22 protein-coding genes are annotated in these 24,105 nt (G+C 73.9%); 14 read left to right on the forward strand and 8 right to left on the reverse strand.

What is annotated here, in order from left to right; all coding sequences use genetic code 11:
* Positions 1 to 19: 19 nt before the first annotated feature.
* Positions 20 to 1,450 carry a wax ester/triacylglycerol synthase family O-acyltransferase gene (locus ACIBF7_RS08820; protein WP_397196796.1) on the reverse strand — a complete coding sequence of 477 codons (1,431 nt, stop codon included), beginning with the start codon at positions 1,448 to 1,450 and terminating at the stop codon, positions 20 to 22.
* Positions 1,451 to 1,594: 144 nt separating this feature from the next.
* Between ACIBF7_RS08820 and ACIBF7_RS08825 the strand changes: the two genes are divergently transcribed.
* The 4 genes from ACIBF7_RS08825 to ACIBF7_RS08840 all read left to right on the forward strand — a co-directional run bounded on the left by ACIBF7_RS08825 (position 1,595) and on the right by ACIBF7_RS08840 (position 5,847).
* On the forward strand, positions 1,595 to 2,773 hold the full coding sequence (locus ACIBF7_RS08825) for a cysteine desulfurase-like protein (protein ID WP_397196797.1): 1,179 nt from the start codon (positions 1,595 to 1,597) through the stop codon (positions 2,771 to 2,773).
* A 30-nt stretch (positions 2,774 to 2,803) separates the two neighbouring features.
* The gene (locus ACIBF7_RS08830; RefSeq protein ID WP_148031917.1) at positions 2,804 to 3,775 is read left to right on the forward strand and encodes a tyrosine-type recombinase/integrase; all 972 of its coding nucleotides are present in this window, start codon (positions 2,804 to 2,806) and stop codon (positions 3,773 to 3,775) included.
* Positions 3,776 to 3,855: 80 nt separating this feature from the next.
* Positions 3,856 to 4,650: an SDR family NAD(P)-dependent oxidoreductase gene (locus ACIBF7_RS08835; RefSeq protein WP_397197251.1), complete on the forward strand. Its 795-nt coding sequence runs from the start codon at positions 3,856 to 3,858 to the stop codon at positions 4,648 to 4,650.
* Positions 4,651 to 4,749: 99 nt separating this feature from the next.
* Positions 4,750 to 5,847 carry a PQQ-dependent sugar dehydrogenase gene (locus tag ACIBF7_RS08840; protein ID WP_397196798.1) on the forward strand — a complete coding sequence of 366 codons (1,098 nt, stop codon included), beginning with the start codon at positions 4,750 to 4,752 and terminating at the stop codon, positions 5,845 to 5,847.
* Here the strand turns inward: ACIBF7_RS08840 and ACIBF7_RS08845 are convergent.
* Complete coding sequence (locus ACIBF7_RS08845; RefSeq protein ID WP_397196799.1) at positions 5,831 to 6,763, reverse strand: AraC family transcriptional regulator; 933 nt, start codon at positions 6,761 to 6,763, stop codon at positions 5,831 to 5,833. The genes ACIBF7_RS08840 and ACIBF7_RS08845 overlap by 17 nt on opposite strands.
* A 71-nt stretch (positions 6,764 to 6,834) precedes the next feature.
* Here ACIBF7_RS08845 and ACIBF7_RS08850 point away from each other — a divergent pair, with 71 nt between their 5' ends.
* Both ACIBF7_RS08850 and ACIBF7_RS08855 read left to right on the forward strand, forming a co-directional pair.
* Positions 6,835 to 7,716 (forward strand): SDR family oxidoreductase, encoded by an 882-nt coding sequence (locus ACIBF7_RS08850; protein ID WP_397196800.1) that lies wholly within the window; start codon positions 6,835 to 6,837, stop codon positions 7,714 to 7,716.
* Positions 7,698 to 8,075 (forward strand): DUF4440 domain-containing protein, encoded by a 378-nt coding sequence (locus ACIBF7_RS08855; protein WP_397196801.1) that lies wholly within the window; start codon positions 7,698 to 7,700, stop codon positions 8,073 to 8,075. The genes ACIBF7_RS08850 and ACIBF7_RS08855 overlap by 19 nt, the downstream gene beginning before the upstream one ends.
* Before the next feature lie 12 nt (positions 8,076 to 8,087).
* Here ACIBF7_RS08855 and ACIBF7_RS08860 read toward each other — a convergent pair whose 3' ends face one another.
* A complete protein-coding gene (locus ACIBF7_RS08860; protein WP_397196802.1) occupies positions 8,088 to 8,687 on the reverse strand; it encodes a TetR family transcriptional regulator in 600 nt (199 codons plus the stop codon).
* 65 nt (positions 8,688 to 8,752) lie between these two features.
* On the opposite strand from ACIBF7_RS08860, the gene ACIBF7_RS08865 reads away from it, so the two are divergent.
* From ACIBF7_RS08865 to ACIBF7_RS08885, 5 genes are all read left to right on the forward strand, one after another.
* On the forward strand, positions 8,753 to 10,732 hold the full coding sequence (locus tag ACIBF7_RS08865) for a HelD family protein (RefSeq protein WP_397196804.1): 1,980 nt from the start codon (positions 8,753 to 8,755) through the stop codon (positions 10,730 to 10,732).
* A 32-nt stretch (positions 10,733 to 10,764) separates the two neighbouring features.
* Entirely contained in the window at positions 10,765 to 11,022 is a 258-nt protein-coding gene (locus ACIBF7_RS08870) for a hypothetical protein (protein ID WP_148031924.1), read from the forward strand.
* A gap of 12 nt (positions 11,023 to 11,034) precedes the next feature.
* Entirely contained in the window at positions 11,035 to 11,631 is a 597-nt protein-coding gene (locus ACIBF7_RS08875; protein WP_397196805.1) for an NUDIX hydrolase, read from the forward strand.
* A gap of 213 nt (positions 11,632 to 11,844) precedes the next feature.
* Complete coding sequence (locus ACIBF7_RS08880) at positions 11,845 to 12,546, forward strand: 1-acyl-sn-glycerol-3-phosphate acyltransferase (RefSeq protein WP_261808584.1); 702 nt, start codon at positions 11,845 to 11,847, stop codon at positions 12,544 to 12,546.
* Positions 12,547 to 12,621: 75 nt separating this feature from the next.
* Entirely contained in the window at positions 12,622 to 14,208 is a 1,587-nt protein-coding gene (locus ACIBF7_RS08885) for a penicillin-binding transpeptidase domain-containing protein (protein ID WP_397196806.1), read from the forward strand.
* Between the two features lie 39 nt (positions 14,209 to 14,247).
* On the opposite strand, the gene ACIBF7_RS08890 is transcribed toward ACIBF7_RS08885, so the two are convergent.
* Positions 14,248 to 14,514 (reverse strand): DUF3040 domain-containing protein, encoded by a 267-nt coding sequence (locus ACIBF7_RS08890; RefSeq protein ID WP_397196807.1) that lies wholly within the window; start codon positions 14,512 to 14,514, stop codon positions 14,248 to 14,250.
* A 133-nt stretch (positions 14,515 to 14,647) separates the two neighbouring features.
* Between ACIBF7_RS08890 and ACIBF7_RS08895 the strand changes: the two genes are divergently transcribed.
* Complete coding sequence (locus tag ACIBF7_RS08895; protein ID WP_397196808.1) at positions 14,648 to 15,670, forward strand: Rv2578c family radical SAM protein; 1,023 nt, start codon at positions 14,648 to 14,650, stop codon at positions 15,668 to 15,670.
* A 511-nt stretch (positions 15,671 to 16,181) separates the two neighbouring features.
* Positions 16,182 to 17,468, forward strand: coding sequence for a glycosyltransferase family 4 protein (locus tag ACIBF7_RS08900; RefSeq protein ID WP_148031929.1), 1,287 nt, complete (start codon positions 16,182 to 16,184; stop codon positions 17,466 to 17,468).
* Here the strand turns inward: ACIBF7_RS08900 and ACIBF7_RS08905 are convergent.
* From ACIBF7_RS08905 to ACIBF7_RS08920, 4 genes are all read right to left on the reverse strand, one after another.
* A complete protein-coding gene (locus ACIBF7_RS08905) occupies positions 17,428 to 18,336 on the reverse strand; it encodes a S1C family serine protease (RefSeq protein WP_271278928.1) in 909 nt (302 codons plus the stop codon). The two genes, ACIBF7_RS08900 and ACIBF7_RS08905, sit on opposite strands and share 41 nt — an antisense overlap.
* Before the next feature lie 65 nt (positions 18,337 to 18,401).
* Positions 18,402 to 18,866, reverse strand: a complete 465-nt coding sequence (locus tag ACIBF7_RS08910; RefSeq protein ID WP_148031931.1) for a hypothetical protein — start codon at positions 18,864 to 18,866, stop codon at positions 18,402 to 18,404.
* Positions 18,805 to 19,464 (reverse strand): RNA polymerase sigma factor, encoded by a 660-nt coding sequence (locus ACIBF7_RS08915; protein WP_271278930.1) that lies wholly within the window; start codon positions 19,462 to 19,464, stop codon positions 18,805 to 18,807. Before ACIBF7_RS08915 ends, ACIBF7_RS08910 begins: the two co-directional genes overlap by 62 nt.
* 330 nt (positions 19,465 to 19,794) lie before the next feature.
* Positions 19,795 to 21,072 carry a S8 family peptidase gene (locus ACIBF7_RS08920; RefSeq protein WP_397196809.1) on the reverse strand — a complete coding sequence of 426 codons (1,278 nt, stop codon included), beginning with the start codon at positions 21,070 to 21,072 and terminating at the stop codon, positions 19,795 to 19,797.
* A 107-nt stretch (positions 21,073 to 21,179) separates the two neighbouring features.
* Here ACIBF7_RS08920 and ACIBF7_RS08925 point away from each other — a divergent pair, with 107 nt between their 5' ends.
* Positions 21,180 to 24,095: a CHAT domain-containing protein gene (locus ACIBF7_RS08925; protein ID WP_397196810.1), complete on the forward strand. Its 2,916-nt coding sequence runs from the start codon at positions 21,180 to 21,182 to the stop codon at positions 24,093 to 24,095.
* The last annotated feature ends 10 nt before the right edge of the window (positions 24,096 to 24,105 follow it).

Below are 24,105 nucleotides of genomic sequence, written 5' to 3' on the forward strand. Positions count from 1 at the left end.
CCGGGCCGCCGGGTGCGCCTCATCGCTTGAAGGACGCCTCCGCGTCGAGCAGTTCGTCGAGGGAGTCGCGCAGGTAACCGGTGAGCTCCCACGCGTCCGGCACCATCACCCGGTCGGTGACCACGCCGAAGTCGACCGACCCGTCGTAGGAGAAGGCGGTAATGTTGACCCCGCCGCTCATGTCGGTGATCACCGAGACCGGGTAGAAGGAGAGCAGCCGCGCGCCGCTCACGTACAGCGGGAACTGCGGGCCCGGCACGTTCGAGACCATCACGTTGATCGGCGGCGCCGTCTGGCCGAGCAGCCCGAACGCCGACCGGGAGGCCAGCCCCATGAGGGCGGCCGGCATCGACTCGCTGAACTCGCGCAGCCACCGCGCCGGCGCCAGCCCGAACCGGTCCTTGATCCGGCACATCACGTCGCGCACGTCACGCAGCCGCTCCACCGGGTCGTCCACGTGCGCGGCCAGCGGGGCGGGCACGAGCGTGACCTGGTTGCCCGCCTGCTCGTCGCCGAGCTCGCGGAGCGAGAACGGCACCCCGGCCACCAGCGGCCGGTCGGGCGCCCCGCCGTGCGCGGCCATCCAGCGGCGCAGCGCGCCCGCGCACACGGCCATGACCACGTCGTTGACCGTCATCTCGAACCGCTTGCGCACCGCCTTGATCTCGGCCAGCGGCAGCGACACGAACGCGAAGCGCCGATGCTGGGAGACGGGACCGCTGAACGGCGTCCAGGGCGCCGGCGCCGCCGGCAGGTCGGGCACCTGTCCCACCCCGGCGGCCTTGCGGGCCAGCCCGGACAGCGTGTGGCTGCCGGGGAGGGAGGACAGGACCGGGATCTCGTCCATGTGCGGCACCGCCTGCGCGATGAACCGCACCGCGTGCGCCGGGTTCAGCGCCATCCTGGCCAGGCCGCGCAGCAGCATCTCGGCGGCCCCGGGCGGCGGCTCGTCCCGCTCGGGCGCGTGCGGGGGCGGCGGCGCGGGCGTGGGCGCCAGGTCGAGCAGCGCGGCCAGCACGTCCGCGCCGCCGACGCCGTCCACGGCCGCGTGGTGGATCTTCGTGTAGAGGCCGGTGCGGCCGCCGGCCAGCCCGTGGATCAGGTAGATCTCCCACAACGGCCGCGACCGGTCCAGAGCGCGCGCGTGCAGCCTCGACACCTGCTCGGCGAGCTGCCGGTCGTCGCCGCCCGGCGGCAGGCCGATCTCGCGTACGTGGTAGTCGAGGTCGAGATCGTCCTCCTGCTCCCAGTACGGGTGGTCCAGGCCGAGCGGCACCGGGGCCAGCTTGCGGCGCAGCGCGGGCACGTACGGGAGCCGCGCCTGCAGCAGGTCCTGCAGGTCGGCACGGTTGAGCTCGCCGTCCAGGATGGCCAGTCCGGCGATGTTGGCCACGTTGGTCGCGGTCTCGAAGTGGAGAAACTGCGCGTCCAGGGCGGAAAGCTGTGGCATGGGTTCACCTCTGCCCTGACCCAACCATCTATGTCCCGCCGCGGGCAAGCCGGGGTCCGGTGAGGCGGCCGGCCGGGGCGGTGACGCTCCAGCGTGCGGGATTCGGCGTCCGTCGACGTCCTTGAGCGAGAGCATGATGGCATCATGACTTTTCCTCTCGCATCAGTGCGCGCGGCCTATCCGGCGCTGGCCGACGGGTACGCCTACCTCGACGGCGCGGCGGGCACGCAGGTGCCGCAGCCGGTCATCGACGCCATCGCCGGCGCCTACCGTCAGGGCATCGGCAACGTGGGCGGCGCGTTCCCCGCCAGCCACCGGTCGGACGCGATCGTGGCGGGCTGCCGGGCGGCGGTGGCCGACCTGGTGGGCGGCCACCCTGACGGGGTCGTCCTGGGGCCGAACATGACGACGCTCACGTACCGGCTGGCCGGAGCGCTGGCCAGGGAGTGGGGGCCGGGCGACGAGGTGGTGCTGTCGCGGCTCGACCACGACGCCAACGTGCGGCCGTGGGTGCACACCGGGGCGACGGTGCGGTGGGCGGAGGTGGACCCGGTCACCGGGGAGCTGCCGGTGGAGCAGTACGCGGACCTGATCGGGCCGCGCACCCGGCTGGTGGCGGTGACGGCGGCGAGCAACGTGCTCGGCACCCGCCCCGACGTGGCCGCGATCTGCGCGCTGGCGCACGAGGCGGGCGCGCTCACGTACGTGGACGGGGTGCACGCGACCGCGCACGGGCCGGTGGACATGAAGGCGCTGGGCGCCGACTTCTACGCCACGAGCGCCTACAAGTGGTCGGGGCCGCACATCGGCGCGGTGATCGCCGACCCGGCGCTGCTGGAGACGGTCCGGCCGGACAAGCTGGCGTCCTCGTCCGACGAGGTGCCCGAACGGTTCGAGCGGGGCACGGCCGCCTTCGCCGACCTGGCCGGGGTGACCGCGGCCGTGGACCACCTGGCGGCGATGGCGCCGGGCACGGGGACGCGGCGCGAGCGGCTGCTGGCCTCGATGGCCGCGGCGGAGGAGCACGAGCTGGAGCTGTTCGGCCACCTGCTGGCGGGCCTGGAGTCGATGCCGCACGTCACGGTGTACGGCAAGCCGGCCCGGCGCACCGCCACCGCCTACTTCACGGTCGCGGGCAAGACGCCGCGCGAGGTGGCCGAGCACCTGGCGGCGCGCCGGGTGAACGTGTGGAACGGCCACAACTACGCCTGGGAGCTGACGGCCGTTCTCGGCATCCGCGACGCGGGCAGCGCGGTGCGGGCGGGCCTGGTGCACTACAACGACCGGTCGGACGTGGACCGCCTGCTCGACGCGCTCCTGTGAACGGACGGCGCCGCCACTAAGATCGTGCGGGTGAGCCTGCCCGCCGTGCCCGAGGTGGCGGCGCCGAACGTCGAGCCCGCCCGCGACCCGTACCACGTCTATCTCGACTCGCTGACCAGCTCCGAGTCGCGCCGGACGATGCGCGGCTGCCTCGACCGGCTGGCCCGGCTGCTCACCGGCGACGAGAACGCGACCGGGGCGGGCCAGCCGTGGCACCTGCTGCGCTACGAGCACACGGTGCGCATCCGCACGATGCTGGTCGAGCGGGGCTGGTCGGCCGCGTACGTCAACAAGCACCTGGTCGCGCTGCGGCGGGTGCTGAAGGAGGCGTGGCGGCTCGGGCAGACCGGCGCGGAGGACTACGCGCGGGCCGCCGACCTGGCTCCGGTGCGGCAGACCCGGCTGCCGGTGGGGCAGCACGTGCCGCCGGAGGTGGTGGGCGCGGCGCTGTCGGCCTGTGACGACTCGGCGGCCGGGAAGCGCGACGCGGCGCTGATCGCGGTGCTCTACTCGACGGGCTGCCGCCGGGCCGAGGTCTGCGGGCTGGCGCTCGCCGACTACGACCCGGGCGCGCGGTCGCTGCGGGTGCGCGGCAAGCGCGACAAGGAGCGTCTCGTCTACCTCACGCCGGACGCGCTCGGGCTGGTGGAGCGCTGGCTGGCGGTACGGGGACGCGCGGCGGGCGCGTTGTTCAGCCCGATCAGCAAGGCGGGCCGGCTGCGGTGCCGCGACGGCCGCCCGGTGCCGCTGACCGGCCAGGGCGTCGCCGACATCCTGGCCCGGCGGCTGGCCTCGGCGGGCGCCTCCCCCCGGACCGCGCACGACTTCCGGCGCACGTTCATCGGCGAGCTCCTGGACGCGGGCGTGGACCTGGCCACGGCGCAGGCGCTGGTGGGCCACTCGTCGCCGGCGACCACGGCCCGTTACGACCGCCGTCCCGAGAAGACCCGCCGCGACGCGGTCGACCGTCTCCGCCTGCCGCCCCCGCGCCCGCTGGCCTGACGGCCGGGCCGGGCGCGGACCCTCCCGGCCTGCGGGGATCCGGCTCGTCCGGGGCCCGCGGGTATAGCGTGATCGACGTGATCACGCTTGACCTCACCGGCAGGACCGCGCTCGTGACCGGCTCCACGCAGGGCATCGGGGCGGCGATCGCGCGCCGGCTCGCCGACGCCGGAGCCCGCGTCGGGATCAACGGCCGCCGTGCCGAGGCCGTCGGCGACGCCGTGGCGGCCCTGGCCGCGGACGCGGGCGCCGGCCGGTTCTTCGCCGCGCCGGGCGACCTGGCGACCGAGGACGGCGCGGCGGCGGTCACCGGGGTCGTGCCCTCGGCCGACATCCTGGTCAACAACCTCGGTGTCTTCGGCGCCAAGCCGGCCCTGGAGATCACCGACGCCGAGTGGCGGCGCTACTGGGAGGTCAACGTCCTGGCCGGCGTGCGGCTCATCCGCCATTACCTGCCGGGGATGGCCGAGCGCGGCTGGGGCCGGGTGCTCAACATCGCCAGCGACTCGGCGATCGTGATCCCCGAGGAGATGATCCACTACGGCGCGAGCAAGACCGCGCTGCTCGCGGTCTCCCGCGGCTTCGCCAAGCACGCCGCGGGCAGCGGCGTCACCGTGAACGCGGTCATCGCCGGCCCGACCCGCACCGGTGGCGTCGAGGAGTTCGTCTACCAACTCGTGGACCGGTCGTTGCCCTGGGAAGAGGCGCAGCGCGCGTTCATGCGCGAGCACCGGCCGCTGTCGCTGCTCCAGAGGCTGATCGAGCCCGAGGAGATCGCCAACCTGGTGGCCTACCTGGCCTCTCCCCTGGCCTCGGCCACCACGGGGGCGGCGGTCCGGGTGGACGGCGGCTACGTCGACTCCATCATTCCCTGAGCTCTCCACGAATCGGCGATATCGATAAATTGTTAGCACTGTTCCGTATCGGCGGAAACTGTGCGATGCTATCGCTGATATCAACGCCGCGGAGGAGTCATGGACGCGAAACTGAAGATCCCTGTCGTCATGGCGGCCGTCGCGACCGTGATCGGGCTGACCGGGTGCGCCCCGGCCCCGGCGCGGTCGGAGCAGGCGGTCGCGCGGCCGGGCGAGCGGACCGAGCTCGTCACCGGCCTGAGCGCTCCCTGGGGCCTGGCCTTCCTCCCCGACACATCCGCGCTGGTCTCCGAGCGGCTGACGGGACGGATCCTGCGCGTCCCCGCCGCAGGCGGCTCCGCCGCCGTGGTCGGCGTGGTGCCCGACGTGGCGGCCAGTGCCGAGGGCGGCCTGCTCGGCCTAGCGGTGTCACCCGGTTTCGCGCACGACCGGACGATCTTCGCGTACGTCTCCGGGGTCCGGGCCAACCGCGTCGTCGCGCTGGAGGTCGGCGAGGACTTCCGATCGCTGCGGCGGGACCGCGTCGTCCTCGACGGCATCGGCACCGCGGACCGCCACCACGGCGGCCGGATGCGGATCGGCCCGGACGGCCACCTGTGGATCGGCACCGGTGACGCGTTCGACCCGGAGAAGGCCGCCGACGACGCGTCGCTGAACGGCAAGATCCTCCGCGTCGGGCTCGACGGTTCGATCCCCGGCGACAACCCGTCCGGGACCGCGATCTACTCCTCGGGGCACCGCAACGTCCAGGGCATCGCCTTCGGCCCCGGCGGGACGGCGTACGCCTCCGAGCTCGGCCACCGCACCTGGGACGAGGTCAACGTGCTGCGGCCGGGGCTGGACTACGGGTGGCCCGAGACCGAGGGCGTCGAGGGCGACACCGGCGAGCCGCCGATCTTCACGCTCCACCCCGACGAGGCGTCGCCGTCGGGCGTCGCCTACGCGCACGGCTCCCTCTGGATGGGGGCACTGGGCGGGCAGCGGCTGTGGCAGCTGCCCGTCGACGGGGGCAAGCCCGCCGGCGAACCGATCGGCCACTACGCGGGCGAGTACGGCCGCATCCGCACGGTCGAGGTCGCCCCCGACGGGGCGCTGTGGATCGTGACCTCCAACACCGACCGGGCGACCTGGGGCGGGACGGATCCGCGCCCGGGAGACGATCGGATCATCCGGGTCGAGCTCATCCCCGCCGGCTGACGCCGCGCTCCCGCCTGAACGCGCCGGGGGTGCTCGCGTACCACTGCTTGAAGGCCAGGTGGAAGCCGACCGCGGACCCGTAACCCACGCGCCGGGCGATGGTCTCGTGGGAAAGGGACGTGGTGGAGAGGAGGCGCGCGGCCTCTTGCATGCGGCGGGCCGTCAGGTGCCGCATCGGCGGCTCCCCCATCAGCTCGCGGAACGTGGCCGCAAACGCCGATCTGGACAGCCCCGCCTCCGCCGCCAGCCCGGCGAGCGTCCACGGCTCGGCGAACCGGGTGTGCACGGCCAGCAGGGCGGGCGCGATGGCCGGGTGGCGCAGGGCCGGCAGCACCGGTACGTCGCCGAGCGAGGTCAGGGCGGCGCGCAGCGCCAGCACGTACGCCAGCTCGAAGCCGCGCAGCGCCACCAGCGCGAGTCCCGGCTCCGCCTGGTCGCACTCCCCTGCCAGGTGCGTGAGCGTGTCGCCGAGCAGGGGCTGGCCGGCCACCGCGGCCGACGGCAGGACGAGCACCGGCGGCAGCGACCGGTACAGCGGGGCGGCGGCGGAGGCGTCGTAGTGCAGGCCGCCGCAGAGCAGGGTGGTGGCCGGCCCCGGCCCGTCGATGCGGACGGTGCCGATGGCGCCGGGTTCCCGCGCGGGGAGCAGCCGGGCCAGGGGGATCGTCGCGCGGCCCGGGGCGTCGGCGAGCGTGTGGGCGGTGCCGTGCGGGAACACGGCCAGGTCGCCCGCTTCGAGGCGCACCGTCCGCTCCGGCAGTTCGACCAGGCAGGCGCCTTCCTGGACGTAGTGCAGCAGCGCGCAGTCCTCCCGCTCGCCCGCCACGCCCCACGGGGCGCGGGCGGTCCAGCGGCTGTGGAAGACGCCGCGCAGGCGCAGCGGGGCGAGCAGCTCGCTCAGCAGGTCGTCTTCCACGGACGTTCCTTAAATATCGGGAGATGATGCTTTATGGAGCGTATCTCAGCGTCTGCCGTTGACTTGCGTGCATGAGATTCCTGGTGTTCGGCGCCGCGGGCGCCCAAGGCGGCGCGGTCGCGCGCAGGCTGGCGGAGAGCGGGTACGAGGTGCGCGGGTTCACGCGTACGGGGAAGGTCCCGGAGGGGGTGACGCCGTTCCGCGGCGACCTGGGCGACGCCGGGCGGGTGAAGGCGGCGTTCACCGGCGTGACGCACGCGTCGGTGGTGCTGCCGTTGGTGTTCGAGGCGGAGAAGGTCGCGGCGTTCACGTGCAACGTGATCGAGGGGGCGCGGGCGGCCGGGGTGCGGCGGCTGGTGTTCAACACCGGCAACCGGCTGCCGGACGGCGAGACCGGGGTGGCGGCGTTCGACACGCGGCGGGCGGCGGTGCGGGCGCTGCGGGAGTCCGGGCTGCCGGTCGTGGTGCTCCGCCCGGCGCTTTACCTGGAGAACCTGCTGGCGCCCGGAGTGCTGGGTTCTCCGCTGCCGGGGAACCACCCTGGGGACGGGGTGCTGGGTTCTCCGCTGCCGGAGAACCATCCGGGGGACGGGGTGCTGCGTTATCCGCTGCCCGCTGATCTGCCCGTCGCCTGGCTGGGGCATGCCGGCCTGGGCGCGCTCACGGTCGCGGCGCTCACCGGGGACGGGCTCGCGGGGAGCGTGGTGGACGCGGGCGGCCCCGCCGCGGTGACCGGGCCGGAGCTGGCGGCGGCGTTCGGGCTCCGGTACGAGGAGCAGGACGTGGCCGTGTTCGAGGCGGGCCTGGCGCGGGCGGTCGGCGCGGCGACGGCGGCGGAGGTGGCCGCGACCTACCGGTGGATCGCCTCCGCGGCCCCGGCGGATCTGTTCGGGCCGGGGCCGTCGCTCGGCGTCACGCTCATGACCCCGGCGGCGTGGGCGGCGGCCCTGTGATCGCGGCCGAGATCGTCCGCCATCACCAGGTCATCGAGCGGTGGCTGGCGGGGACGGCGGCGCGGGACGAGTTCGCCCGGTTCGCCGGCGCGCACGGGCCCGCCTTCACGATGGTGACGCCGGACGGCCGGGCGCTGGCGCGCGATCGGGTGCTGGCCGAGGTCGAGGCCGCGTACGGGACCGTACCGGGGCTGGTCATCGAGATCCGCGACATCCGCGTGGTGGCCGGTGAAGGATCATTGGTCGTGGCCTCGTACGAGGAATGGCAGGGCGGGCGGGGCCGGCGGTCGTCCGCCGTGCTCCGGGCGGACGACGGCGCGCCCGTGTGGCTGCGTCTGCACGAGACGTGGATCGGCTGACCGGCGCCCGGGTCACAGGCGCAGCAGGGTGTAGGCGTGCCGGGCGGCGCGGACGGCCTCCGGCTCCTGCTCGGCAAGGGGGACGCCGAGAGACAGGGCCTGCCAGTTGCGGCGGGCGAGGATGCGGTGGACGGTCAGGACCTGGCCGGCCACCAGCGACGCGGTCAGCTCGTCGACGGTCTCCGCGAACGCCTCGGCGAGCGCCGCCTCGTCCTGGGCCGTGTGGTGGGACAGGCGGGCGGCCAGGCCGGGCGTGGTGAACACCATCCGGTGGAACCCCATGACCTCCGGGTCGTCGTTGAGCCCGGTGACCGGGTCGCGGCGGGCGAGGCCGTCGAGGAAGTGGCGGCGCAGCGCCTCCAGCGGCCCCTCACCGGGCGCCCGGCCGCGCACCACGCGGGCGCCCTCGCCCTGGTGGTCGGCGATCCGGTGCAGGACCAGGTCCTCCTTCGTCGGGAAGTACTTGAACAGCGTCGGCTTGGACACCTGGGCGGCGGCGGCCACCTCGGTGACCGGCACCTCGTCGAAGCCGCGCTCCAGGAAGAGCCGGATGGCCGCGGCGGAGATCGTCTCCCGCACCCGCCGCCGCTGGAGCTCGCGCAGTCCCGTCATGAGCACATCCTAGCAAAGCGTTAACCTGGTCAATATCTTAACCGAGTTAACACTTAGGAGGTGCGATGACGGCGCTCGACGAGGAGAGACGCCACGCCGAGCGGTGCCGGGCGGGGCTGCGCGGGATGCTGGACGCCGCCAGGGAGAACGTGATCGTCGGCGAGACCGTGGCCGGCGACCGCTACAGCGCAGAACGGCTGGGCCGCCACCTCAAGAGCCTGGCCGAGGAGCTCGGCCAGGAGCCGGACGGGCCGCCGTTCTTCGGCAGGCTCGACTTCGGCGCGGGCTCGGCGGACCACGCGGGCCGCACGTACCACATCGGCCGGCGGCACGTCGGCGGCGAGCGCGGCGGCCCCCCGCTGGTGATCGACTGGCGGGCGCCGGTGTCGCGGGCGTTCTACCGGGCGGGCGCCCGGGACCCGCTGGGGGTGGCGGTGCGCCGCCGGTTCGGCTGGGCCGGGACCGTCCTGACCGGGTACGAGGACGAACGGCTCGGCCGGGGCGAGGAGGAGCGGGCCGGGCGCATCCTGGCCGCCGAGATCGAGCGCCCGCGGGTCGGCCCGATGCGCGACATCGTCGCCACCATCCAGCCCGAGCAGGACGACCTCGTACGGGCGGGCCTGGAGGAGTCGATCTGCGTGCAGGGCGCGCCCGGCACCGGCAAGACCGCGGTCGGCCTGCACCGGGCGGCCTACCTGCTGTACGCGCACCGGCAGCGGCTGCGCCGCGGCGGCGTGCTGGTGCTGGGGCCGAACCGGGCGTTCCTCGGCTACGTCTCGGCCGTGCTGCCCGCGCTGGGCGAGGTGGACGTCGAGCAGACGACCCTGGACGAGCTGCTCGCCACCGTGCCCGTGCGCGCCGAGGACACCCCGGACGCGGCCGCGGTCAAGCACGACGCGCGGATGGCGCGGGTGCTGCGCGAGGCGCTGTACGGCCGGATCCGCAAGCCGGTCGAGCCGCTGGCGGTGCCCGACGGCTCGGCCCGCTGGCGGGTGGGCGAGGACGAGCTGCGCCGCGTGGTCGACGGCACCCGCCGTGACGGGCTCCCGTACGCGACGGCGCGCGAGCGGGTGCGCGCCCGGGTCGTCGAGCTCGTGCGGAGGCAGGCCGAGGCGCGCGGGCGGTCCGCGACGGCGGCGTGGCTGCGCGGCGTCGGCCGGGCGGTCACGCCGTTCCTGGACGCGGTGTGGCCGGCCGTCCGGCCGGAGGAGGTGCTGTACGAGGTCCTGTCCGGCCGGGCCCCCGCCCCGTCGCTCACCGGCGCCGAGCGCGAGGCGATCGTGTGGGCCAGGCCGCCGCGCGGGTTCAGGGGCGCCCGGTGGTCCGCGGCCGACCTGGTGCTGCTGGACGAGCTCGCGGGGCTGATCGAGCGGCCGCGCGGCTACGGGCACGTGATCGTGGACGAGGCGCAGGACCTGTCCCCGATGCAGTGCCGGGCGGTGGCGCGGCGTAGCGAGCACGGTTCGCTGACGGTCCTGGGCGACCTGGCGCAGGGCACCACGCCGTGGGCGGCGGCCTCCTGGCCGGAGCGCATGGCCCTGCTGGGCAAGCCGGAGGCGCGGGTGGTCGCGCTGACGGCGGGTTTCCGGGTGCCCGCGGAGGTGGTCGAGGTGGCCAACCGGCTGCTGGGGACGCTCAAGGCGGACGTGCCCGTCACCCGCGCGCACCGCGCCGGCGGCAGGCTGCGCGTGCGCGCCGCCGGCGACCTGGCCGCCGGCCTGGTGGCGGCGGTGCGGGAGGCGCTGGGGTTCGAGGGGTCGGTGGGGGTCATCGCCGCCGATCCGGCCGCCGGGGCGCTGGAGGAGGCGCTGCGGGCGGCCGGGCTTGAGCCGGACGAGCGGCTCGCCGTCCTGCCCGCCTCGCTGGCGAAGGGGCTGGAGTTCGACCACGCGGTGGTGTGCGAGCCCGGTGACATCGCCCGCTCGGGCGAGCGCGGCCCCAATCTCCTGTACGTGGCGCTGACCAGGGCGGTGTCCCGGCTGGACATCGTGCACGCGGAGCCGTTGCCGGTGGAGCTGGACCTCGGAGGCGGCGCGGGTATGTGATGGGCTGACCTGCCCCTCCAAGAGAGGCCGCGATGACCTCGCCAGACCCGCACCCCGATGAGCCGCGCCCGGGTGAGCTGCGCGGTCCCGCGGCCGAGGTGCTGTCGGCCGCCGGGTTCGCCTGTGCCGCCGTCGCCCTGCTCTACCTGCCGATCGCGTTCGGCCTGGCGGGGATCCTGCTGGGCATCGCCGGTCACGCCCGCGGCGAGGCGCTCGGCAGGTGGGCGGCGGTCGGCGCGGCCGCCGCCATGGCCGCGGGCACCGCGCTGGGCGCCCTGCTGGCGGCGTGAGATCCTGAGCGGATGCTGCCGCCCATCGACGAGCTCCGGGCTCTGGTCACCGCCCGGCTGCGGGCCTTCGACCGGCGGGAGGTGCCGCCCGCCGACGGGATCCGCCGGGCCGCCGTGACCGTGTGCGTGCTGGAGGACGAGCGGCGCGACCCGTACACGATCGTGATCAGGCGGGCGCCGCACGGCAGGAACCCGGGGCAGTGGGCGCTGCCCGGCGGGCGGCTGGACGACGGCGAGACGCCCGTCGAGGCGGCGCTGCGGGAGCTGCGGGAGGAGACCTCGGTCGGCGGCGTGACCGTGGCAGGGCTGCTCGACGACTTCGTGACCGACTCCGGGTTCGTCATCACGCCGGTGGTGGCCTTCGGCGGCTCGCAGCGGCCGGTCGCCGATCCGCGCGAGGTGGCGTCGGTGCACGACGTGCCGCTGGAGTGGCTGCTCGCGCCAGGGGTGCCGCGCTGGCGGGGCGAGCTGCTGCAGCTGCCGCTGGGGCCGTCGATCGTGATCCACGCGCCGACGGGGGCGATTTTGTGGCAGTTCGCGGAGGTCGCGCTCCGTGGCCGTGAGCAGCGGGTGTTCGACGTGGCGCAACCGCACTGGACCAGAACGTGACCGAATCTTGGGCCCGGATGGAATACCTCCAGCCGGATGTCCGTTAGCATCGAATGGCCGATGTGGTCTGTGTCCCCCGGGCCGCAAATTACCGCCTTCACGGAATACCGTTCGGCTGGAGCCGTGTTGTGCATCTCGCCGAGGAGGCGACCGCCACATCGGCCTTAACGCGTCCTCGTGCCCCGTCCCCGGACGGGGCACGACGCGTTTAGGGTGAGTGGCCGGACCGACACGATCGCCTCCTGGAGCGCCAAGTTGCTTTATCACGTGGTCAAGTTCGCCGCGGTGCCGCTCACCCACGCCATGTGCAGGCCGCACCTGTCGGGCGCGGCGCACGTGCCGCGGACCGGCCCGGCCATCCTGGCGGCCAACCATCTGTCGGTGATCGACTCGTTCCTGCTGCCCGCGCTGCTCCCCCGGCACGTCACGTTCGCCGCGAAGAACGAGTACTTCTCCGGCAACCCGGTCTCCAGCTGGTTCATGCGGCTGGGCGGCAGCCTGCCGACCGACCGTGAGAGCGCCAGGGCCGCGCAGGAGATGCTCGACGCCGCCGCCGGGCTGCTGGAGCGCGGCGAGCTGTTCGGCATCCACCCGGAGGGCACCCGCTCCCCCGACGGCCGTCTCTACCGCGGCAAGGTCGGCGTCGCCTGGCTGGCGCTCAAGACCGGCGCCCCCGTGCTTCCCGTGGCGCTCAGCGGCACCGACAAGGTGATGCCGTTCGGCGCCAGGGTGCCCCGCCCGGCCACCGTCGGCATCCGGATCGGCGAGCCGCTGCGGTTCGACGGCGACCATCGCGACGCCCGGGAGCGGCGCCGCGTGACCGACGAGGTCATGGCCGCCATCCAGCGGCTTTCCGGGCAGGAGTACGTCCCGGAGTACGCGTCCGGTCACAAGCCGTCCCATGGCACGTCGTGATGCCGCCCCGCTAAGCTCGGTCCCCTGTCGACGGTCAGGGGGCTGACAGTGGCGCGTACGCGCACCATCGTGATCGTGTCCGTCGCCACCGTGGTGGCGGTGGGGGCCGCCGCCGGTGGCGCCTACTACGTGCTGCACACCCGCGGCACACCCGCCGAGACGGCGCAGCGCTTCGCCGCCGCGTGGCAGTCCGGCGACCAGGCGCGGATGAGCGCCGAGCTGGCCGTGCCGCGCGAGCTCGGCCTCTACGGCCGGCTCCGCGAGGGCCTCGGCGTCGAGTCCACCGAGGTGACGCTGGGGCAGCCGCGCGAGAGCGACGACCGCGCCACCGTCCCCTACACCGCCACCCACCGGCTGAAGAACCTCGGCGACTGGACGTACGAGGGAGAGCTCGCGCTCAAGGTGGCCGACCGCCACTGGAAGGTCGACTGGGCCCCCTCAGCGGTGCATCCGAAGCTGACCTCGGAGGCGGAGTTCACGCTCAAGGCGAAGTGGCCCGAGCGGGCCAAGATCGTCGACGCCGACGGCAACCGCATCGACACCGGCGAGGTCGGCGGCTCGGTCCAGCAGCTCGTCGGCTTCCTCGACAAGGCCACGAAGGACGACGTGCGGCGGCTCGGCTCCGCCTACAAGACCGGGCAGGCGGTCGGGCGGGGCGGGCTGCAGCAGACGTTCGAGAAGCGGCTCGCCGGCACGCCGACGACCGAGATCAGGGCGGGCGAGACCACCCTGGAGACGATCGAGGGCGAGGACGGCGAGTCCCTGACCACCTCGCTCGACCCCCAGGTGCAGGACGCCGCCGTCACGGCGGTCAAGGACCTCGACAAGCCCGCCTCGCTGGTGGCGATCAGGCCAGGCACGGGAGAGATCCTGGGCGTGGTCAACAACCGGGGCGGGTTCAACCGGGCCATCGACGGCCGCTACCCGCCGGGCTCGACGTTCAAGGCGGTCACCGCGGCCGGGCTGCTGGCCGCGGGGCTGAAGCCGGGCGACACCGTGACCTGCCCGAAGTACGTGACCGTGGGCGGGCTGCGCATCCGCAACTCCGAGGAGGCCGCGTACGGCAAGGTGTCGTTCTCCGACTCGTTCGCCTACTCGTGCAACACCTCGTTCGCGCCGCTGGCCAAGCAGCGGCTCGGCGCCGACAAGCTGCTGAAGACCGCCGAGCTGGTCGGCTTCAACACGGCGCCGGCCATCGGCCTGCCCGCCACCGAGCCCAGCTTCCCCAGGGCAGAGTCCGACGCCGAGCTGGCGGCCGAGTCCTTCGGCCAGGGCCGCATCACGGCCAGCCCGCTGTCGATGGCGTCCGTGGCCGCGGCTCTCGCCGACGGCACCTGGCGGCCGCCCACGCTGGTGCCGGAGGCGGAGCAGAAGGTCAAGCCCCGCCCGCTGCCCGACGGGGTGACGGATGACCTGCACGCGATGATGGCGGCCGTCGTCACCAAGGGCACCGCCAAGGCCGCCGGCCTGCCCGCCGGCACCCACGGCAAGACGGGGACCGCCGAGTACGGCACGGGGCCCGAGCTCGACTCCCACGCGTGGTTCATCGGGTTCAGGGACGACGTGGCGTTCGCGGTGGTGGTCGAGGGCGGTGGCGGCGGCGGCAAGGTCGCCGCGCCGGTGGCCGCCGACTTCCTGCGCGCCCTGCCGTCCTCCCGCTGACCCCGGCCCATTCGGGCGAGGCCCGCGGGGCGGATGGGGTCAGGCGGTGGTCAGGGCGAGGGCGGCCGAGGCCCCCTCGCGCAGGACGAGGATCAGGAGCGTGGCGACGAGCGTGGCGATCAGGAACCAGCTGACCACGATGATGACGGTCGAGCGGCTGGGCGCGTGCCCGCCCGCCGACCTCTCCTCACTGCGGCGCGCGCGCTCGTTGAACGACTCCAGCCGTGCGACGAGTCGCGGATCGTCGTCGACGAGGTGCTGCTCGATCTGGGCCAGCATCCGCTCTTCGTCCTGCGACCAGGCCATGGGTGCACCTCCGGAACGCAAGCTCTGTGCCGCATTCCTGCCCAACCATGAAGATCATTAGCCGTGGGCCGACCTGCCAATTGCGATCTCTTTTGGTTTGCGATCACTGTCGAACTTCTGTTCTAATCATGGCATGCGCTGGGACAACCTGCGTCTGACCGACGCCGGGCCGGACGATCCGGCCGCGCCGCTGTTCGCCCGCGGCGCGGTGGCCCGCACCTTCGACACCCCCGGCTTCCGGGGCATGACCTTCTACGAGATCCAGGCGCGTTCGATCATCAACCGGGTGCCGGCGGCCAGCCGGGTGCCGTTCGACTACACGATCAACCCTTACCGCGGTTGCGGCCACCGGTGCGTCTACTGCTTCGCGCGCAAGACCCACGAGTATCTCGACCTCGACGCGGGGGCCGACTTCGACTCGAAGATCGTGGTGAAGGTCAACGCCGCCGAGCTGGTCCGCAAGGAGCTCGCCGCGCCGCGCTGGCGCGGGCAGCACATCGCGATGGGCACCAACGTCGACTGCTACCAGCGCGCCGAGGGCCGCTACGAGCTGATGCGCGGCATCCTGGCGGCGCTGCGCGACGCGGCCAACCCGTTCTCGGTCCTCACCAAGGGCACGCTGATCCTGCGCGACCTCGACCTGCTCACCGAGGCGGCCGACCGCGCCGACGTGGGCGCGAGCTTCTCGGTCGGCTTCCTCGACCCCGACGTGTGGCGCTCGGTCGAGCCGGGCACCCCCGACCCGCGCCGCCGCCTGGAGGCGTGCGCGACGCTCAACGCCCACGGCATCGGCTGCGGTGTCCTGATGGCCCCGGTGCTGCCCTACCTCACCGACTCCCCCGCCCAGTTGGAGCGGACGGTCAGGGAGATCGCCGCCGCCGGCGCCACCCATCTCACCCCCATCGTGCTGCACCTGCGCCCCGGCGCCCGGCAGTGGTGGCTGGCCTGGCTCTCCCGCGAGCACCCGCGCCTCGTGCCGCGCTATCTGGAGCTGTACGGTCGCGGCGCCTACGCGCCCAAGGCCTACCAGGAACGCGTCACGACCCAGATCAGGGACCTCGCCACCCGCTTCGGCATCGGCCGCGCCACTCCGGCCAGGGCCCGCCGCCTCCCGCCGCCGCCACCGCCTTCTCCCCAGCAGCTCACTCTGCTGTGACCCCTGGGCAGCGGGATGGGTGGGGCCTGAGCTTTTCGCGTTCTGGACTCGTACCAAATTGATGGTATGTCGCGTTTTGGTGGAGTAGGGGTATTACGGGGTTAGTGCGTTATATGAGGCGCACTGTCCGTACAGGGGGGACACCATGTCTGACATGAAGAAGAAACCCAGCGCGAAGTCCGGCAAGGCGAAGAAGCAGGCCCTCAAGGCGAACCGGCAGGACAAGGAGATGAAGAAGGAGGCCGCGAAGCCTGAAGAGGCGTAACGACTGGGCACTGGCGAGGCAGCCGGGCCGTCCACATCCCGGCTGCCCTGTCAGATTCGTCTGAAAAGTGTTGACTTCGCAAGCAACGTTATCCCGCCATATGGCGTCTAAAGATCATAGAAGTGGATAGCGCCACGGGGATGAACGGCGCAAACCACTCGAACTCGGTAAGGGCCGACGGGGGGCGACTCCTACCGCCGGCCTCGCCGATCCATCACGTTGTCAACCGGCGGGGGGACGTTCCAGGTGCGGACATGGGCGCGTAAGGGCAAGTCAGCGGCGGCCCGGGTGTACAGGGGTTACAACCGGCGCAGGGCGCGCAAGGCGCCCCCGCCGTCGACGCGGGAGATCAAGATCCTCCTGCTCCACGCCAACGGCATGGGCGGCACCATCAGGACCGTCTTCAACCTCGCCGGCCAGCTGGCCGAACGGCACGACGTGGAGATCGTGTCGATCCTGCGGGAGGACGAGGAGCCGTTCTTCCCGCTGGACCCGCGGGTGCGGGTGCGCTATCTGGACGACCGGCTGACGCCCGGCTCCGACCCGGTGCGGGCCATGCTGTCGAAGCTGCCGAGCAGGCTGATCCCGCAGGACGAGACCGCCTACCACCGGTTCACCCTGTGGACGGACCTGAAGCTGGCCCGGTTCATCCGCTCGGTCGGCACGGGCGTGCTCATGGCGACCAGGCCGGGGCTCAACCTGGCGGTGGCCCAGTTAGCTCAGCCCAGCGTGATCACGATCGGGCAGGAGCACGTGGCGCTCAAGGTCAAGGACCAGGGCCTGCAGGAGCTGATCAAGTGGCGCTACCGCCGCCTGGACGCGCTCGTCACGCTCACCAAGGCCGATCTGAGCGACTACCGGGCCGCGCTGCCCAAGCCGCCGAAGAAGCTGGTGCGCATCCCGAACGCGGTCCCGCCGATGAACGGCGACCTCGCCAAGGGCGACGCCAAGGTGGCGGTCGCGATGGGCAGGATGACCAAGCTGAAGGGGTTCCACCGGCTGATCAAGGCCTGGGAACAGGTGGCGGCCGCGCACCCCGACTGGACGCTGCGCATCTTCGGCGCCGGCCCGCAGGAGGACAACCTGCGCGAGCAGATCGCCGAGGCCGGCCTGGAGGGCAAGGTGGAGCTGCCGGGCAAGACCGCCGACATCGGCGCCGAGCTGGAGAAGGCGTCCATCCACGTGATGAGCTCCCGCCACGAGGGCTTCTCGCTGACGATCCTGGAGGCGATGGCCAAGGGGGTCGCGATCGTCTCGTTCAACAGCCCGCACGGCCCCAAGGAGATGATCACCGACGGGGTCGACGGGCTGCTGGTCAAGCCTCGCACCGAAGACAACCTGGCGGCCGCCATCATGCGGGTGATCGAGGACGAGCCGCTCCGCCGCCACCTGGCCGCCGGCGGCCTGGAGACCGCCAAGCGCTACGACATCGCCGCCATCGGCGCCCAGTGGGAGGAGCTGATGGACGACCTGCTGGCCCGGCGCACCCGCGTCAGGCTTCCGGCCCCGACAGCTCCACCGGTTCGGCGATGACGTCGACCAGCGCGCCGTTGCGGTAGACGGTGATCGGCAGCGGCCGCCCGATCGCGTCGGCGAACATCAGCCGCTGCAGGCTCTGCGCGTCGCCCACCGGGTTGCGGCCCGCGCTGAGCACCAGATCGCCGGCGCGCAGCCCGGCCCGGCCGGCGGGCGAGCCGGCGATCACCTCCACCACGCGCAGCGCGCCGTCCTGGCCGGTGCGCCGCCGCAGCGCCTCGGGCAGCGGCGCCGGCGAGGTGACCAGCCCCAGGAACGCCCGCCGCACCCGCCCGTCGCGGATGAGCGCGGCGACGATGGCCCGCGTGGTGGCGTTGACCGGCACGGCCAGCCCCACGCCCACGCCGGCCACGGCGGTGTTCACGCCGACCACCCGCGCCCGGGAGTCGGCCAGCGCGCCGCCGGAGTTGCCGGGGCTGAGCGCCGCGTCGGTCTGGATCACGTCCTCGATGAGCCGTACGGCCGAGCCGCTGCGGGCGGGCAGCGACCGGCCCAGCCCCGACACCACGCCCGCCGTAACCGATCCGGTGAGCCCGAGCGGGTTGCCGACGGCGACCACGAGCTGGCCGACGACGAGCTCGTCGGCCTGACCGAGCTCGGCGGGCTCGGGAGCGGGCACCCCGGAGCGGATCACGGCCAGGTCGGACAGCGGGTCGCGGCCGATCACGGTGAACGGGCCGGAACTGCCGTCGGCGTAGGCCACGGTGCCGGACCGGGCGGAGCCGACCACGTGCGCGTTCGTCAGCAGGAACCCGTCGCGGGTGAACACCACGGCGGAACCGCTCCCCCGCCCGGCGCGGACACTGGCGACCTTGGGCAGCAGCTCGGCCGCCACCGAAGAGACGATCTGCGAGTAGGAGTCCACGGGGAGCCTCCCGACATGACGGCCGGCGATGTGATTACATCATTACCCATCACGTCAAGCCACGCTCAAAGGGCGATCCAGTCGGTCACCACGTTGGTGCCGCTGCTGGGGCTGCACTGCAGCCGGAACGCCTGCGACGGCGCGGGCCTGAACACGAAGCAGCCCGACTCGTCGATCGCCGACTCCACCACCGCGCCGGTGACCAGGTGCGTGTAGGCGGTGCCCGGCCGGGCCGGCACCACCTGCCCCATCAGCGCCTCCCTGCCGACCTCCAGCTCGATCGTCACCTCGCCGGTGGCGAAGATGAGCGCCCGCAACGGCACGTGCTCCGCGCCCCGCGTCGGCGACAGCTCCTCCCGCTCCGCCGCCGAGTCGTAGGTCAGCGACGCCAGTTCGGCGTCGACGTCGTGCCAGGTGAAGATCGCCTTTCCGGCCGCCACGAACTCGGGCGGCACCTCGCGGGCCGCCTCATCGGCCCGTCTGAGCGCGGCGAGCAACCTGTCTTCGTCCTTCCACCACGGCGTGGCCATGCCTCTCGCCCTCTTCCTGCGTCTCACGTTCGGACCTGATCAGGGCGGCCACCGCCGGAGAGCGGCGCAGCTTGGCCAGGCACCGCGCCCGCGTCGGCCCGATCGCGCCGACGGGCATCGACAGCTTGCCGCTGATCTCCGCGTACGAGGCGGACGGCACCCGCATCAGCATGGCCAGCAGCTCCCTGCAGCGCGCTTCGAGCTGCCGGAAACCGGCCATGAGCGCCGCGTTCCGCTCCGCGTCGAGCAGATCCTGATCCAGCGCCGCCGCCCGCTCGTCCACCAGCGCCTCCTGGTCGACCTGCTGGCTGAGCCGCTGCTGCCGTTCGGCGCCGTGAGCGAGCCTGAGGCACTCGCGCCGGGTGGCGGTGGCCAGCCAGCCGGGCAGCGCCGCGGGCTCACGCAGCCTCGGCAGCTGTTCGACCAGTGACAGCCACACCGTCTGGCCCACGTCGTCGGCGTCGGCCCGGCTCAGCCGGAAAGCCTTGCAGATCGACCAGACCAGGGGCGCGTAACGTTCGACGATCTCGTCCCACGCGTCCTTCTCACCGGCCCTCGCCCTCATCACCAGGGCGACGACCGATGGATCGTCTCGCATGTCCGTGTGCTCCTTTCCGGGCCCGGCCCACCCCGTCAGGGTGAACGCGAATGCGCGGTGCGTCCAGGCGTGACGCTGCAACGGACGATGCGAGCAGTAAAGGGGCATGACGTCTCTTCGCTACTCGGTGACGGCGGTCACCCTGACGGAGCGGCCGGACCGCGCTCTGATACACCGGCCGCTCCTGGAGAAAAATCACCCGTATCAAATCGGGACCACCGGACTCCTACAGGCGTAAGCACCCGCCCGCCAGGCGAGGGGCGGACACCGGGAGCACCGGCGCGGGCACAGGGGCCCCGCGACCGGTGATCCGCGGGCCGGAGCGCGCCATCAGGCCTGCCCGCACGGGAACAACGCCCTGCCCACTCCCTGCAGATCCTGCGCCGAGGCGAGCACGGCCGCCCTGGCGTCCTGCGCCGACTCCCCCGTACGCGCCATCCGGTCCGCGATCAGCCCCGCGACCAGCGGCGCCGCGAACGAGGTGCCGTCCCAGCGGGCCATGCCGGCGAAGTTCTGCACGGCCGGCCGCTTCGGCGGCTCCTGGTAGGTGTACTCCCCGGTGGCGTAGGCGTTGACGTGCCCCTCGCCGAGCGCGTACACGTCCACCCACGGACCGTAGTTGCTGAACCAGGCGCGGTGCGTCTGGTCGGGTCCGAGCGCGCCGACCGACACGGCCCAGTCGTAGGCGGCCGGGTAGAACGGCCGGTCGGTGGCGTCGTTGCCGGCCGCGGCGACCAGCACGACGTCCGGATGGTCCTGCTGGAACAGCTCGAACCCGATCGACGACCAGTTGTCGCGGGTGTACGTGCCGGCCGAGAGGTTGATCACTTCGGGCGCCGGCGACTGGGCCACCAGGTCCTCCAGCTTGCCGACCATCACGTCCTCCAGCTCGGCGCCGGAGGTGGAGAAGTGGTCGGCGACGGACACGCGCGCCGTGGGCGCCTGGCACTTGGCCACCCCGGCCACGAACGTGCCGTGCCCGCGGAAGGCGGGGATGATCGGCAGCCCGCTGATCGGCGAGGGCGGGCCCAGCGGCTCGGGGTCGCCGCTGACGCCGCCCAGCCAGGGGTACACGGCCGGGTCGAGCTGCAGCCAGCCGGTGTCGCACACGCCGATGGTCACCTCCCGCACCTCCTCGCCGGCCTCGCACGGCGGCGGCCACGGCACCCCCGGATCACCCGGCGGCACCTCGGGCTCGGTGCCGGGACACAGCCGGGAGATGTGCATGACGTGCACCGGCGAGGCGATGGGCGCGCGCTCCCGCGTGGCCTCGCCCGCGTGGCCGGGCCGCCGGTCGAGCGGGCGCGCGCCGGTGCCGAGCCGCTGCTCGATGCGGGCCAGCGCCTCGGGTACGGTCATCGTGCCGCCCTCGATCCCCTCCAGCGACAGCACCGACAGCTCGCCCCGGCCGCGCCGGTCGAGCTGCCTCAGCCCTGGCGGCAGCGCCTCGGCGATCCGCCCGACGTCCCCGCGTCGTGCCAGCAGACGGCCCGCCTCATAGAGGTAGTCGACCTCCCCGGCCGGCGTGTAGGCCACCGTCACCTCGATCCCCCGTGAGGCGAAGGCGTCCTTGATGATCCGGAACTGAGCGTCGAACACCGCGTCCATGTATGGCCTCTCCCCAGGCGTCGCATAGGTGGCTCTGGCGGTCGGTTTCCCCCTCCTATATCGGCGCGGGCTTGCGGGTGATACACGTGATCCTCCAGAGTCGAAGAATGCCGGCGGATTCCGAACTCCCCCGAACGGACGCGGCCGGCCTGCCGCCGCTGGCCCTGTCGCGCCCGCACGAGGCTCTCGGCAAGGCCCGTGACCTGCTCGCCACCGGGCCGCCGCCGCTGGAGGCGTCCTTCGCCCGCCAGGCCGTCGGGATCGTGCTGCGCGAGTTCGGCGACATCGAGGCGGCGGTGCGGGAGCTGGAGACGGCCCGCCGGCTGGCCCGCCGGTCCGGGTCGGCCGAGCGGGAGGCCGACGTGCGGGCGACGCTGGGCGTCGCGCTCGCCTTCGCGGGCCGTACGACCGCCGCGCGCAACACCCTCAACGCGGCCGTCCGCCAGTCCACCGGCCATCTGCGCGGGCGCATCCTGCTGCGCCGGGGCGGCGTGCTGGCCACCCTGGGCCACCACCGCGACGCCCTGGCCGACCTGAACAGCGCCGTCACCGCGCTGCGGGCGGCGGGCGACCCGATCTGGGAGGCGCGGGCCCGCACCGAGCGCGCCACCTGCGACCTCGCGCTCGGCGGCCTGAGCAGGGCCGCCACCGACCTGAGCAGGGCGGAGGAGCTGTTCAACGCGAACGGCCAGGAGCTGGAGTCGGCCGACGCGATCGTGCACCGCGGCGTGCTCGCGCTGCGCATCGGCGACCTGCCCGCCGCGCTCCACTGCTTCGACCAGGCCGCCGAACGGTTCGGCAAGCTCGGGCTCCCCGACCCCACGCTGTCCGTCCAGCGCTGCGCTGCCCTGCTCGCCGCCGGCCTGCCCCGGGACGCGCTGGACGAGGCGCACACCGCGCTGGACCAGCTCGAACGCAGCCACGGCCAGGCCACCAAGAAGGCCGAACTGGAGCTGGCCGCCGCGGGCTGCGCGCTGGCCGCCGGACAGAGCGACGCCGCGCTGCGCCACGCCACCCGCGCCGCGGACCTCTTCGACCACCAGCGCCGCCGCTGGTGGCGCGCACACGCCCGCCTGGTCAAACTACGCGCCCAGGTCGCCGCGACACCCCCCATCACCGACCCCCGACGGTCAGCCGAGCAGCCCCACTCCACCAGTACGGAGCGGCACCACGCGGCCGACGCGGAGCCGCGACGCGGAGCCGGCACGAACCCGCAACGCGTAGCTGACACAGAGCTGCAACGCGCGGCCGGCGCGGACCCGCACCGCACGGCAGATGACCGGCCAGCGGGCGCGGACACGCACCGCGCGACCGAGCACCACCCAGCGAGCGCGGACACCCACCGCGCGACCGATCACCACCCAGCCGTCACAGACCCGCGACGCGGAGGCGAGGGGGACGGGGTGGAGTTGTTGCGGGAGGCCGCGCGGTGCGCTCGTGAGCTGGCCGCGTTGTCCTCGCCCGATGTGCCGCTGGCTCATCTGATCGCCGGGCGGCTGGCGCTCGCGTTAGGGCGCACCGCCGTGGCGCGCACGCATCTGGCCGCCGCCGCTCGCGGGCGCCGCCATGGCCCGGCGCTGTCGCGGGCCGTCGCCTGGCTGGCCGAGGCGCTGCGCGCCGAGGCCGAGCACGACCCGGCACGGCTGATGCGGGCCTGCAGGCGCGGCCTGGACGTGCTCGACCAGCACCGGGCCACGCTGGGCTCCAGCGAGCTGCGCGCCCAGGCCAGCGCCCACGGCGCCGAGCTGGCCGCGCTCGGCCAGCGCCACGCCCTGCGGCTGGACCGTCCCCGCCTGCTGCTGGCCTGGAGCGAACGCTGGCGGGCCACCGCGCTCGCCGTCCCCTCCGTACGACCGCCCGACGACGAGCGCCTGCAGGCCGACCTGGCCGCGATCCGCGCCGTCACCGACCGGCTGGCGCAGGCCCGCGCCCAAGGGCTGCCCACCGCGCACCTCGCGGCCGAGCAGCTGCGGCTGGAGCGCGCCGCGCGCTCCCGCGCCCTGCACGCCCCCGGCCAGGACGCGGACGCCACGACCGGTTGCGACGTGCCGGCGTTGCTCGCCGAGCTGGGCGGGGACCGCCTGCTGGAGCTGGTCGACGTGGACGGCCGGCTGCACGTGCTGGTCTGCGGCTCCGGCACGGTGCGCCGCTTCCCCGCGGGGGACACCGAGGAGGCCGCGCGCCACATCGACCTCGCCCGCTTCGGCCTGTCCAGGCTGGCGCACGGCCGATCCACGCTCAGCCCGGCCGACCTGCTCGCCCAGGTGGAGAAGAGCGGCCGCGCGCTGCAGGAGGCGCTGCTCGGCGACGCCGCGCACCACCTCGGCGACGGCGAGGTGGTGATCGTCCCGCCGGGCCGGCTGCACGCGGTGCCCTGGGCCCTGCTGCCGGCCCTGCGCGAGCGCACGGTGAGCGTCGCCCCCTCGGCGGGCACCTGGCTGCGCGCCCGCCGCGCCGGCTCGCCCTCCACCGGCCGGGTGGTGCTGGTACGCGGTCCCGGCCTGCGCTCAGACGGCGCCGAGATACGCCACATCGCCCCCGAGTACCCCGGCCGGGTCGTGCTCGGCGACGGAACGGCCACCGTGGCCGGGATCCTGCGCGCGATGGACGGCGCCCGGCTCGCCCACGTGGCCGCGCACGGCACCTTCCGCGCCGACAGCCCGCTCTTCTCCGCCCTGAGGGTGGACGACGGGCCGCTGACCGTCTACGACCTGGAGCGGCTGCGGCGCGCGCCCCGCCAGGTGGTGCTGTCGAGCTGCGACTCCGGACTGACCGCGCCCACCGGCGCCGACGAGCTGCTCGGCCTGGCCAGCTCCCTCATCCAGCTCGGCACGACCGGCATCGTCGCCAGCGTGGTCCTGGTCAACGACAACGCCGCGGTGCCGCTCATGGTGGAGCTGCACCGCCGGCTCTCGCGGGGCGCCTGCCTGCCGGCCGCGCTGTGCGAGGCCCGCCGCGCGGCGGCCACCGACCCGGTCGCCACCGCCACCGGCTGGTCCTTCGTCGCCCTCGGCGCCTGCTGACCCGCCCGGC

Origin of the sequence: Nonomuraea sp. NPDC050478 (genome assembly GCF_044458265.1) — a bacterium.
Classification (GTDB): domain Bacteria; phylum Actinomycetota; class Actinomycetes; order Streptosporangiales; family Streptosporangiaceae; genus Nonomuraea; species Nonomuraea ferruginea.

Coding starts and splice junctions, on each gene's coding strand:
- ACIBF7_RS08820 (WP_397196796.1), bottom strand. CDS start 1,450: ATGCCACAGCTTTCCGCCCTGGACGCGCAGTTTCTCCACTTCGAGACC.
- ACIBF7_RS08860 (WP_397196802.1), bottom strand. CDS start 8,687: ATGACGGGACTGCGCGAGCTCCAGCGGCGGCGGGTGCGGGAGACGATC.
- ACIBF7_RS08915 (WP_271278930.1), bottom strand. CDS start 19,464: ATGCGAGACGATCCATCGGTCGTCGCCCTGGTGATGAGGGCGAGGGCC.
- ACIBF7_RS08895 (WP_397196808.1), top strand. CDS start 14,648: ATGCGCTGGGACAACCTGCGTCTGACCGACGCCGGGCCGGACGATCCG.
- ACIBF7_RS08920 (WP_397196809.1), bottom strand. CDS start 21,072: ATGGACGCGGTGTTCGACGCTCAGTTCCGGATCATCAAGGACGCCTTC.
- ACIBF7_RS08850 (WP_397196800.1), top strand. CDS start 6,835: ATGAGATTCCTGGTGTTCGGCGCCGCGGGCGCCCAAGGCGGCGCGGTC.
- ACIBF7_RS08875 (WP_397196805.1), top strand. CDS start 11,035: ATGCTGCCGCCCATCGACGAGCTCCGGGCTCTGGTCACCGCCCGGCTG.
- ACIBF7_RS08865 (WP_397196804.1), top strand. CDS start 8,753: ATGACGGCGCTCGACGAGGAGAGACGCCACGCCGAGCGGTGCCGGGCG.
- ACIBF7_RS08870 (WP_148031924.1), top strand. CDS start 10,765: ATGACCTCGCCAGACCCGCACCCCGATGAGCCGCGCCCGGGTGAGCTG.
- ACIBF7_RS08910 (WP_148031931.1), bottom strand. CDS start 18,866: ATGGCCACGCCGTGGTGGAAGGACGAAGACAGGTTGCTCGCCGCGCTC.
- ACIBF7_RS08890 (WP_397196807.1), bottom strand. CDS start 14,514: ATGGCCTGGTCGCAGGACGAAGAGCGGATGCTGGCCCAGATCGAGCAG.
- ACIBF7_RS08825 (WP_397196797.1), top strand. CDS start 1,595: ATGACTTTTCCTCTCGCATCAGTGCGCGCGGCCTATCCGGCGCTGGCC.
- ACIBF7_RS08925 (WP_397196810.1), top strand. CDS start 21,180: ATGCCGGCGGATTCCGAACTCCCCCGAACGGACGCGGCCGGCCTGCCG.
- ACIBF7_RS08840 (WP_397196798.1), top strand. CDS start 4,750: ATGGACGCGAAACTGAAGATCCCTGTCGTCATGGCGGCCGTCGCGACC.